The sequence below is a fragment of the Nocardia lijiangensis NBRC 108240 genome (assembly GCF_001613045.1).
Classification (GTDB): domain Bacteria; phylum Actinomycetota; class Actinomycetes; order Mycobacteriales; family Mycobacteriaceae; genus Nocardia; species Nocardia lijiangensis.
On sequence record NZ_BDBP01000142.1, the window covers coordinates 1 to 12,755 of the forward strand.

At 67.5% G+C, this 12,755-nt stretch carries 3 protein-coding genes and 2 pseudogenes; all 5 read right to left on the minus strand.

From position 1 onward, the window contains the following. Window positions 1-873: beta-ketoacyl synthase N-terminal-like domain-containing protein (locus tag NL1_RS40465; protein WP_444980025.1), on the minus strand; the 873-nt coding region annotated here is incomplete at its 3' end. Beyond that, window positions 862-3,750, minus strand: a pseudogene (locus NL1_RS33965) (type I polyketide synthase); the annotation flags it as partial. The gene NL1_RS40465 and the pseudogene NL1_RS33965, both read right to left, overlap by 12 nt. 32 nt (window positions 3,751-3,782) lie before the next feature. Further along, window positions 3,783-9,194 carry a type I polyketide synthase gene (locus tag NL1_RS33970; protein WP_422615833.1) on the minus strand — a complete coding sequence of 1,804 codons (5,412 nt, stop codon included), beginning with the start codon at window positions 9,192-9,194 and terminating at the stop codon, window positions 3,783-3,785. 44 nt (window positions 9,195-9,238) lie between these two features. Then, complete coding sequence (locus tag NL1_RS40470) at window positions 9,239-11,116, minus strand: SDR family NAD(P)-dependent oxidoreductase (RefSeq protein ID WP_507763282.1); 1,878 nt, start codon at window positions 11,114-11,116, stop codon at window positions 9,239-9,241. A gap of 348 nt (window positions 11,117-11,464) precedes the next feature. Next, window positions 11,465-12,755, minus strand: a pseudogene (locus NL1_RS40475) (acyltransferase domain-containing protein); the annotation flags it as partial.

Consider the following 12,755-nt stretch of genomic DNA (forward strand, 5'->3'; position numbering starts at 1 on the left):
GAGCACCTCGTGACCATTGCGCACAGCATCCGAAAGATGCTCCAGCACAACAACACCCGCACCCTCAGCCCACCCCGTACCACCAGCCGACTCCGCAAACGACCGACAACGGCCATCCACCGACAACCCACGCTGCCGCGAAAACTCCACAAAGACACCGGGGGTGGCCATCACCGTCACCCCACCCGCCAATGCGAGCCCGCACTCCCCCGCGCGCAACGCGCCGACCGCCTGATGCAACGCCACCAACGACGACGAACACGCCGTATCCACACTGACCGCAGGGCCTTCCAAACCCAGCACATACGCCACCCGGCCCGACACGACACTCGCCGCGCCGCCGGTCAGCCGATAGCCTTCCGCGGTGTCGTCGGGTCCACCGCCGTACCGATCGACCGACGAACCGAAGACTCCGACGTACACACCGGTGTCGCTGCCGCGCAGCGATTTCGGGTCGATGCCCGTGCGTTCCAACGCTTCCCACGTCACTTCGAGCAGCACGCGCTGCTGCGGGTCCATCGCCGCCGCTTCGCGTGGGCTGACCCCGAAGAACGCCGCGTCGAATTGCCCGGCGTCGTAGAGGAATCCGCCCTCCCGCACGTACGAACGGCCTGGCATCCCGGGTTCCGGATCGAAGACATCGGACAGGTCCCAGCCGCGGTCGGCCGGGAAGTCGCCGATCGCATCGCGGCCTTCGGCCACCACGTCCCACAGGAGCTCGGCCGAGGACGCGCCACCGGGGAAGCGGCAGCCGGCGCCCACGATCACGATGGGATCGTCCACATCGGCGGTCCGCGCGTGCCGCGGCATCGGTTGTTCGGCGACGCGCGCGCCGAGCACGATGTCGCCGAGATGGTCGGCCAGTCTCGCCACGGTCGGCTGGTCGTAGAGCAACGACGCGGGCAGGGCGCACCCGGTGGCGGCGGCGAGCCTGTTTCGCAGATCGACAGCGGTGGCGGATTCGAAACCGAGGCTCTCGAAAGAGGTTTCGGCGGCGAGGGTCACCGTCGACTCCGTGCCCAGCACGGTGGCGACGTTGGCATTGACCAATTCCACGAGCGCGTCACGCCTGGCGTCCTCGCTCAGCGCCGCCAACCGCGTTCGCCACGGCGACTCGGCGGCGGGCCGGGCGTCCGGCGTAGCGCCGGGCCAATAGCGCGATCGCTGGAACGCATGGGTCGGCAACGGCACACGCCTGACGTCGTCGCCGAAGATCGCGGGCCATTCCACGTCTACTCCGCGCACGAACAGCGCGGCCAGCGCGGCGACCAGCGACCGCGAGGCGGGCTGGTCGCGTGTCAACGAGCCGACCGCGACACTCGGGGCAGCCGAATATTCCAGTGTCTGCTCGACCGCGAAGGTGAGCACTGGATGCGGACTCATCTCGACGAACACTCCGTGGCCTGCGTCGGCCGCGGTCCGGACCGCGTCGGCGAACCTGACCCGCTGCCGCAGATTCGTGTACCAGTAATCACCGGTGAGGTTCTCGGTGTCGAGCACGTCCCCCGTCACGGCCGAATAGAACGTCGTGTCCGTGGATTTCGGTGCGACCGCGGCGAGATCGGTGCGCACACGGCCGCGGACCGCCTCCACGTGCCCGGTGTGGGAGGCGTAGTCGACCGGAAGGATCCTGGCACGAATGCCTGCGGCGGTGCACTCACCGACGAAGTCCGCCAGCGCCGCCGAATCGCCCGCCACCACCACGGCGGACGGTCCGTTGACGGCCGCGATGTCGAGTCGGCCCGCCCACTCCGCGATCCGGGTGGCAGCCGCTGCTTCGGACAGCGCCACCGCGGCCATCCCGCCCTTGCCCGCGATCTCGGCGATGGCCTTGCTGCGCAGCGCGACGACGGCGGCGGCGTCCGGCAGGCTCAATGCTCCCGCGATGTGCGCCGCGGCGATCTCGCCCTGCGAGTGACCGATGACGGCAGAGGGCTGTATTCCGAAGGATTGCCACAGCCGCGCCAACGCGACCATGACGGCGAACAGCACCGGTTGCACCACATCGACGCGATCGAGCGACGGCGCCCCCGGTTCGCACCGCAGCACGGCCATCGGCGACCAATCGATGTGCGCAGCAAGCGCTTCGGCGCATTCTTCCAGCTCCCGGCGGAACCGCGGCGAGTACTCGAGTAGATCCATCGCCATGCCCTGCCACTGACTTCCCTGTCCGGGGAAGACGAATACGACACCGGAGGTATCGGCCCTGCCGGTCATCGCGGCGGCGCCGTCCCCCTCGGCGAACGACGCCAGATCGCGCACCAGTTCGTCGCGCTCGGCGCCGTATACCACCGCACGGTGCTCGAACACGGTCCGGCTCGTCGCCAAGGACCAGCCCACCTCGCGCGCGGTCGCCTCGGGGTGCGCGGCGAGATGTTCGGCCAACCTGGCGGCCTGGCCGCGCAGCGCCCGCTCGGTGCGCGCCGAAAGTACCCACGGCACCATCAATGGTTGCGCGGACGACGCAACCGGCTGCGGCTGCGCCGTCGGCGATTCCGCCAGGACGACATGGCAGTTCGTCCCGCCCATGCCGAACGAGCTGACACCGGCGATCAGCGGGCGAGCGGGTCGCGGCCACGGACCCGTTTCGGTCTGCACACGGAGGTTCAGCCGGTCGAAATCGATCTCCGGGTTGGGGGTATGGAAATTCAGGCTGGCCGGGATCTCGCGGTGGTGAATGCTCAACGCCGCCTTGATCAGGCCGGGCAACCCGGCCGCGCCCTCGAGATGACCGATATTGGTCTTCACCGAGCCCACGAGGAGCGGCTCGCCCGGCGCGCGGGCGGCGCCGACCACCGCGCCGAGGGCGGCCGCCTCGATCGGGTCGCCGACCTTCGTTCCCGTGCCGTGCAACTCGACGTATTGCACGTCGCCGCGGTCGATTCCCGCGGCCGTGTAGGCAGCATGGATTGCGTCGGCCTGCGCCTGCGTACTGGGAACGGTCAGACCCGGTGTGGATCCGTCGTTGTTCGCCGCGCTGCCGCGGATCACACAGTAGATCGTGTCGCCGTCCGCAAGCGCCCGGGCCAGGGGCTTCAATACGACGATGCCGCCGCCCTCACCACGGACATAGCCGTTCGCCCTGGCATCGAAGGTGAAGCAGCGGCCATCCGGTGACAGTCCGCCGAAGCGATCGGATACCTCGTCGCTCTCCGGGATGAGGTTGAGGTTCACGCCACCGGCAACGGCCAACGTCGATTCGCCGCATCGCAGACTCGCGCAAGCCAAGTGCACGGCGACGAGCGAGGACGCCTGGGCGGCATCCACCACGATGCTCGGACCGTGTAGTCCCAATGCGTAGGACACCCGATTGGCGATGATGCCGCGATGCAGGCCGGTCATCGCGTGTGCGGATAGTTCGTCGCTGCGGTAGAGCAGTGTGGCGTAGTCGTCCCACACCGAGCCGATGAACACCCCTGTGCTGCTGCCCGCCAGGGTCGCAGGCACGATCGCGGCGTCCTCACATGCCTCCCAGGCCAATTCGAGAACGAGCCGCTGCCGCGGATCCATGGCAACGGCCTCACGCGCGGAGATACCGAAGAACTCCGCGTCGAACTCGTCCACCGAGTCCAGGAATCCCCCGTGCGGCACGGTATTTCGACCGGTCGCGAACCTGCCCTCCGGCGCGGCGCCCACCGCGTTGCGACCGTCGGTCAACAATCGCCAGAACTGCTCCTTGTCCGGAGCCTGCGGCAAGCGGCAGGAAATGCCGACGATGGCAATCGGTTCGAGTTGTGCTTCGTTCGTCATGGTGCGTCTTCCTCGAGCTACTCGTCCGGTGGTCAGGATCGGCCGAACTGCGTCCGGAGGATCTCGAGGAGTTCTTCGGCCGAGGCGGTGTGCATGTGTTCCCGGTCGACCTCGGCTCCTGCCGCGTTTCCGCCGAGACGGATGCGCGACAGGATGGCCTCCAGTCGTCCGATGAGGCGCTCTGCGACCTCTCCTGTCGCGGGCGCACGGAGCAGGGCGTCTTCCAGGCTGTCCACACTGCTGAGCACCAGCTCGTCCGTCGACGCCGGAGTCGTCGGTGCGAGTTGTTCGGCGAGGTGGTCGGCGAGGTGGTCGGCGAGGGCCGTCGGCGTGGGATAATCGAAGACCAGGGTTGCCGAAAGTTGCAGTCCGCTTGCGGTTCTCAGCCGGTTGCGGACTTCGACCGCGCTGAGCGAGTCGAATCCCAGTTCCTGGAATTGCCGTTCCGGATCGATGACAGCGGGTCCGTCGTGGCCGAGCACCTCCGCGATCTGGGCTCGGACGACATCGAGGACAACCTGTCGTCGTCGAACCGGGTCGAGTCCCTGAACGCGCTGCCGCAATACCGGGACCGCGGCGCGCTCGGCCGACCGTGCGGCGGGCGCCAGGCTTCGCAGGATCGGGAACGAGCGTGCGGCCCCCGGTAATGCCGTGGCGTCCAGCCGCGCCGCCACTACCGCGGTCCGGTTCGATCCCACCGCCGCGTCGAACAAACTCAATCCGTCGTCCGCCGACATCGGGAGGAATCCGTTCCGGCGCATCCGCGCGGTATCCATATCGGTGAGAGTCGTTGTCATCCCGCCGAATCCAGCGGCCCACCACCCCCAGGCGATCGACTGTGCGCGCAGCCCCTTGGCGCGGCGGTGCGCCGCGAGTCCGTCCAGGAAGGTGTTCGCCGCGGCGTAGTTGCCCTGCCCCGGGCCGCCGAGGACCCCGGCCTCCGAGGAATACAGCACGAAGGCCGAGAGCTCCAGACTCCGGGTCGCCTCGTGCAGGTGCCATGCCGCGTCCGCTTTCGCCGCGAGCACCTTGTCGACGCGCTCGGGCGTCAAGGACCCGATCACGCCGTCGTCGAGCACTCCGGCCGCGTGCACCACCGCTGTCAGGTCCGGGATGCCCGCCACCAGTTCGAATACGGCGGCGCGATCGGCGAGATCGCAGGCCACGATGTCGACTTCGGCCCCGGCATCGATCAGCTGCGTGCGCAATTCCGTCGCACCGGGAGCGGCCGGGCCGCGACGGCTGACCAGCACCATCTTCCGTGCTCCGCAGTCGGTCACCAAGTGGCGGGCCAGCAGTGCTCCGAGACCTCCGGTTCCTCCGGTGATCAAAACCGTTCCGCTTGTGCCGAACGGAGCGGAGGGCTCGGCGGCGCCGCGGACCCGGACCAAGCGGGGCGCATGCACGACACCGTCACGGACCACGACCTGCGGTTCACCTGTCACCATGACCGCCGCGATATCGACCGCTTCGTCCACATCGGCCAGCACGATCCGTCCCGGATCCTCCGATTGCGCGGACCGCACTACACCCCACACCGCGGCTCCCGCCAGGTCCGATACGCCTTCGCCCGCGAAATCCACTGCGCCGTGCGTGAGCACCAGCAAGGTGCTCGATCCGAAACGGGGCTGCCCGAGCCAGACCTGCAGCACGCCGAGGACGTCATTCGTCATCGCGTGCGTGTCCGCCACGACGTCGAGCCGCCCGTCCTCGGCTCGGCAGTCCAGGACGACCACCGCGGGCACGTCGACCTTCTGGCCCCGCACCTCTTTCCAGTCGGCGGCGGAGACCGGCTGCACCGCGGATGTCGGTGGCGCCGCAGACCACGTCAGCTCGTAGAGGCCGTCGCTCGTGCCGGTAGCGGCCAGCTGTTCGCGCGTCACCGGCCGTGATTTCGCCGAGCGCACCGTCAGCACCGGCTGCCCGGTCTCGTCGGCCATCGTCAGCGACAGGTCGTGACCGCTCAGAGCTATCCGAACCCGCAGCGGCGATCGACCCGCGGCATGGAGTGACACCCCTTCCCAGGAAAACGGCAGCACGACATCGCTTTCGTCCCGACCGACCGCTGGCAGTGCGTGCGGCACGGCGTGCAGCGCGGCATCCAGCAAGGCCGGGTGTATGCCGAATCCCGCTGCGCTCACCGGTATCTCGTCAGGCAGCGCCACCTCCGCGAAGACTTCGTCCCGCCGTCGCCAGACCGCCCGCAGTCCGCGGAATCCCGGTCCGTACTCGTACCCTCGCTGCGCCAATCGCCCGTATCCGCCGTCGAGATCCACTGCCTCCGCCTCGGTCGGCGGCCATGGGAGCGCCGCTGCCGCGGGCGTGGGCTCGGCGGCGAGGGTCCCGCGGGCATGGGCGGTCCATTCCGCCTCGGATCCCTCGGGACGCGAGTAGATCCAGATCGCACGCGCTCCGACGTCGTCGGCCGCGTCCACCGAGACCTGTATCCGGCGGGCCGCGTGGTCGGGAAACAGCAGGGGCGCCTGCAGTGTCAGCTCGTCTACCCGCCCGTATCCAACTTCCGCTGCGGCCTGTAAGGCCAGCTCCACAAAACCTGTCCCTGGCATCAGCACCGTGCCGTGCACCGCATGATCGGCCAGCCATGGATGTGTCTCGACCGACATTCGGCCGGTCAGTATCAACCCGCCGGTCGCGGGCAGTTCCGTTGCCGCCGCCAGCATCGGGTGCTCGGCGGCCATCAAACCCGCACCCGATACGTCTCCCGTCCGAGAGCCCGACACCCAGTACCGGCGCCGCTGGAATGCGTACGTCGGCAACGCGACTCGACGCCCGCCGGGAACGAGGGACTGCCACGCCACGTCCGCACCGTCGACGTACAGCGAAGCCAGAGCGCGCACGCTGGTAGCGACCTCGGGACGACCGGCGCGTAACAACGGCGCCGACCCCGGTACGGTCTCCGCGGCGATCGCGCTGAGCACCCCGTCCGGTCCCACTTCCACGCATCTGCTCACGCGTTCCCGCACGCATGCCATGGCGTCGCCGAATCGCACCGTGCGGCGGATGTGTTCCGCCCAGTACCGCGGTGAGGTGGCTTGCTCATCGGTCAGCACCGCCCCGGTGCTGTCGGAGACCACCGGGATCGCCGCGGGCGCCAAGGATACCGTGGCCACGATTCGTTCGAATTCATCGAGCACCGAATCCATGTGCGGTGAATGAAACGCATGACTTACGTTGAGCCGTCGTGATTTCCGATCCTCGAATCGCGCGGCGACCTGCGCGACGGCGTCCGAGTCGCCGGAAACGACCACCGACGCCGGATCGTTCACAGCCGCCACCGAGATCCTGTCGTCCAGGTACGGCGAGACTTCCACTTCGGTGGCCTGGATCGCGAGCATGACACCATCACTGCGAGCCGCCTGCATCAGACGTCCACGCGCGGCCACGACAACGCACGCATCTGCCAGCGACAGCACGCCTGCGACATGAGCGGCGACGACTCCGCCGATCGAATGCCCCACCACGAGGTCCGGTCGTGCGCCCCACGATCGCATCAACCGCGCCAGAGCGACTTCCACGGTGAACAAGGCCGCCTGCGCCCACACCGTCTCCCCCAGCAGCTTCGACTCGTCATCGAACATCACATCTCGGAGGGAGCCGTCGAGCTGCGGTTCGAACTCGGCACAGACCTCGTCCACGGAGGCCGCGAACACGGGGAACTCGGCATACAGCTCCCGGCCCATCCCCACCCGCTGCGAACCTTGACCGGAGAACAGCCACGCTGTCCCGCCGGACGCGGCAGTGCCTTCGACAACGGCCGAATGCGACTGTTCCTGCGCCAGTGCGTCCAGTCCCGCCATCAGCTCCGCACGGTCACCGCCCACCACAACGGCGCGATGCTCGAACTCGCTCCGCGTCGTCACCAGCGAAAACGCCACGTCGGCCACATCCAGCTCCGGACGCCGGCGCAGATGAGCGGCCAACCGAGCAGCCTGCCCCGCCAAACCCGCCCGGCTACGTGCCGACAACACCCATGGCACCACCGAACCCACCGAATCCCGTGCAACACCGCAACTCTCATCGGGCGATCGAGTGTCCACCGGCGCCTGTTCGAGGATCACGTGCGCATTGGTGCCACTCACCCCGAACGACGACACACCCGCCCGCCGAACACGACCCACCTCCGGCCACACACGAGCCTCGACCAACAACTCCACCCGACCCGCCGACCAATCCACATGCGACGTAGGCGAATCCACATGCAACGTCTTCGGCAACACACCACGACGCAACGCCTCCACCATCTTGATCACACCCCCCACCCCCGCAGCCGCCTGCATATGACCAACATTCGACTTCAACGACCCCAACCACAACGGCTCCGCACCCACCCCCCGCTGACCGTACGTCGCGATAAGCGCCTGCGCCTCGATCGGATCACCCAACACCGTCCCGGTCCCATGCGCCTCCACCACATCCACATCCGCCGTCGTCAACCCCGCATTCGCCAACGCCGCACGAATCACCCGTTGCTGCGACGGACCATTCGGCGCAGTCAACCCATTCGAGGCGCCATCCTGATTCACCGCCGAACCACGCACCACAGCCAACACCTCGTGCCCCAGCCGCTGTGCATCCGAAAGACGTTCCAAGGCAAGGACTCCCGCCCCCTCCGAGAACCCCGTCCCGTCCGCCGCCTCGGCGAAGGACTTGCACCGACCATCCACCGACAGCCCGCGCTGGCGAGAGAACTCGATGAATGGCATCGGATTCGCCATGACGGCCACACCGCCGGCCAGCGCCAGGTCGGACTCCCGCGACCGAAGGGACTGCACCGCAAGATGCAACGACACCAACGACGACGAACACGCCGTATCCACCGTCACCGCAGGACCTTCCAACCCAAGCACGTACGACACCCGCCCCGACAACACACTCGAGGACGTGCCGGTTATCCGGTACCCGTCGATCTCCGCCACCAGCGAGGCATCATCTCCCGCCGCGTAGCCCAGATAGGACGCTCCGACGAAGACGCCGGTTCTGCTGCCCCGCAACGACCTCGGATCAACCCCCATCCCCTCCAACGCCTCCCACGACACCTCCAACAACAACCGCTGCTGCGGATCCATCGCCAACGCCTCACGCGGACTCAAACCAAAAAACTCCGCATCGAAATCCGCCGCACCCGCCAAAAACCCACCCCGACACGTATACGACCGCCCCCGAACCTCCGGATCAGGATCGAACAACCCCACATCCCACCCACGATCAACCGGAAAATCCCCCACCACATCCCGACCCCCCGACACCAACCCCCACAAATCCTCCACACACACCACACCACCCGGAAAACGACACCCCACACCCACAACCGCCACCGGCTCCGCCACCGTTCCCTCGGCGTGCAGCAGACGTTCGCGAGTTTCCCGGAGTTCGCGCGTCACCTTCTTGAGGTAGCTGCGAAGCTTCTCATCATTGGACATCAGGAATGAATCTCCTCAATTGGTCTGCGCGACGGTGAGCTCGGCCGTCAGAGCCCCAGCTCGTTGTCGATGATGTCGAAGAGTTCTTCGTCGGTCGCGGTCTCGAGATCCTCGATCGCGGACAGCTCGAACCTGGCTTTCGCGCGCACGAGCAGATCGTCCAGTCGCGACACGATATTCACGCGTCGGCCGTTTTCCACGTCGAGCGAGGAGAGGATCGGCCATAGTTTGTCCAGCTCCTCGAGCACGTCGCTGGTACGCGACGAGGGTGCGAGGCCGATGTTCCGCTGGATGTGCTCGCGTAACTCGCGCACCGAAGGGTGGTCGAAGGCAACGGTCGACGGCAGCGTCAATCCCGTCCGCCTGTTCAACCGCGAGCGCAACTCGAGTGCGGTCAGAGAATCCAGACCGAGTTCCATGAAAGGTCGTCGATCGTCGATTTCCTCGCGGCGATGCCCCAGTACGGCGGCTACGATCTCCCGGATCGTTTCCAGCAGCACTTCCTCCGCGGCGGCGGGCGACATTCCCTTCAACTCGTCGGCGAGAGACGAGTTCGCACCACCGGTCGATGCACCGTCGGACGAATGCAGCGCTCGCACCTCGGGTATCTCGTCGATCAGACTGCGGTGGCGCGACATCGTGTAGGCGGGTGCGAATTTCTGCCAATCGATGTCCGCCACGATGGACAGAGCTTCGTGCGACCCGGCCGCCCGGCTCAGCGCCGCCAGTGCGTGGTCGGGATCCATGGCCCGTATACCGGTGCGGTGCAAATATTCTCGAATGTCGGCGGATTCCCCCATACCGTCACCTCCCCAGAGACCCCAGGCGATCGACGTCGCGACTCGGCCACTGGCACGGCGAGCCTGCGCGAGCCCATCCAGAAAGGCGTTTCCGGCGGCGTAGGAGGCGAGGCCCTTGCTTCCCCAGACGGCTGCCCCCGACGAGAAGAGGACGAACGCATCGAGCGGGCGGTCTCCGAGCAGCTCGTCCAGATGACGCGCGCCCGCGACCTTCGGTGCCAGTACGGCCTCCAGCCGAGCGATATCGATATCCCCGATGAACGCGAGTTCGCCGATTCCGGCCGCGTGGATCACCGCCGTCAGCTCGACGCCGCTGCGATCGATGTCCTGCAGGAGGCTCGCGACTTGATCTCTGTCCGAGACATCACAGGCGCAGAACGTCGACGAGGCCCCGAGAGCCGCGAGCTCGTCCCGAAGGACCGCCGCCCCCGCGGCGCCTGCGCCACTGCGACTGACCAGCACGACATGCTCGGCGCCCAGGCGCACCGCCCACCTCGCGATGCGCGAACCGACCCCGCCCGTGCCACCGGTGATCAGGATCGCACCTCGTGGAGTCCATGTGTCACCGTCGCTCGCCTCGGTCCGCGGGGCCCTGGACATGCGCCGCGCGAAAAGACCGGCCTTGCGCACCGCTAGTTGATCCTCGCCGTGCTGAACAGCCAGCGCCGCACCCAATGCAGCGATGTCCTCGTCGTCCCGATCCGCCGGGAGATCGACGAGGATGAAACGGCGGTCCGGATTCTCCAGACCAGCCGCTTGGACCACACCCCAGATAGGCGCCTGAAGCGGGCTGACATTCTCGTCGGAGCCTGCTGCTGCGACAGCGCCACTCGTCACGAACCACACCGGCGCGGTGCGGGATGTTTCCACCATGGCCTGCAGCAGGAAGATGGTCCCGACCAACCCCCGAGTTACCGAGGTCGACTCCGGTATCCCACGTTCGTCGTCGGCCAGCAGCGACAACACACCCGCGAACTCGCCGTCTACACTGAGCGCTCGGAGGTGGTCGGCGATGTACGCCCGATTCGCTGTCTCCGATGTCAGTTCCAGTATCCGCACCTCGGCGCCGGCCCCGATCAACGTCTTCTCGATCGTCTCGAGGTCCCGATTCCCCGGGTGGGTCACGATCAGCCATACCCCTGACGAGCGCGCAGACCCCGCCGCGATCGACTGCCAGGTGATCCGGTAGTTCCAGGAACCGATATCTCGTCGCAGCTGGGCGGCATGATGTTCAGCCGACAGCTGCTCGAATACTTCGACGAACCGCCGCTGCGGATCCAGTCCACGCGCCTCGAGTGCGGAGGGGGATATCGACTCCCAGAATTCGGCGCTCGTTCGGTCGGTCGCGGACCGCGCGTCCTCGCCGGGCGAAGAGTCCAACCAGAATCGGCGGCGCTGGAATGCGTACGTCGGCAGGTCGACTCGGCGCCCGACCGGACTCAGTGCAGGCCAGTTCAGCGTGGCGCCGGCGACGAACAACTCCGCGGCCGACGAGACGAAGCGGCGCATGCCTCCGTCGCCGCGGCGGGTGGAGCCGGCGACCACCACGTCACCGTCCTTCGCGCCCGCGCGCTCGAGTGTCTCCTGCACCCCGATGGTCAGCACAGGATGCGGGCTGGCCTCCACGAAGAAGCGGTAGCCGTCCTCGTAGAGGGCCGTGGTGGTCTGGGCGAAACGAACGACATCGCGCAGGTTCCGGTACCAGTACTCTGCGTCCAAGCGCACGGTATCCACGCGCGACCCGGTGGCCGCCGAGTAGAACGCCACCCGGGACGGCTGAGGTCGGATATCGGCGAGGTCATCGCACAGCGGCGAACGCAGGGTTTCGATTTGCGCCGAATGAGCGGCATAGTCGACGGGTATGCGGCGTGCCCGAATGCCCTCGGCCGCACAGGCGTTCAGGAACTCCGTGAGTGCGTCGGCGTCACCCGAAACGACGGTGGACGCCGGTCCGTTCACCGCCGCCACACCGATGCGGCCGTCCCACCGCGCCAGCCGCGCTTCGGTGGCCTCGGCGGGCAGCACCACCGAGGCCATTCCACCGGTGCCTGCCAACTCCTGAGCCAGCATCCTGCTACGCGAAATCACCACCCGCGCCGCATCCTTCAAGGACAATGCTCCCGCAACATAGGCGGCGGCGATCTCCCCTTGCGAATGACCGACAACCGCGTCCGGGACGACTCCGACAGACCGCCACAACTCGGCGAACGACACCATCACCGCAAACAACGTCGGTTGTACGACATCCACGCGGTCCAACGACGCCGCACCGGGAATGCCGCGCGCCACGTCGAGCAGCGGCCAATCGACCAGTGGGGCAAAGGCTTCGGCGCAGTCCCGCATCGTGGCGGCGAAGACGGGGGCGGAGTCCAGCAACTCGGCGGCCATCCCCTCCCATTGGGACCCCTGGCCCGGGAATACGAAGACTGTCTTCCCCGACAGCAACCCCTCGCCCCGGGTCACCGTCGGCGACAGCTCACCCTCGGCCAGTGCGTCGAGTCCCGCCATCAGTTCCGCACGATCGGCACCCACCACAACGGCCCGATGCTCGAACACGCTCCGCGTCGTCACCAGCGAAGACGCCACGTCGGCCACATCCACCTCCGGACGCCGGCGCAGATGAGCGACCAAGCGAGCGGCCTGCCCCGCCAAAGCGGCACTATCGCGCGCCGACAACACCCACGGCACGGCCGGCCCCGCCGAATCCCGTGCGACACCGGAACTCTCATCGAACGGTCCAGTGTCCACCGATGCTTGCTCCAAG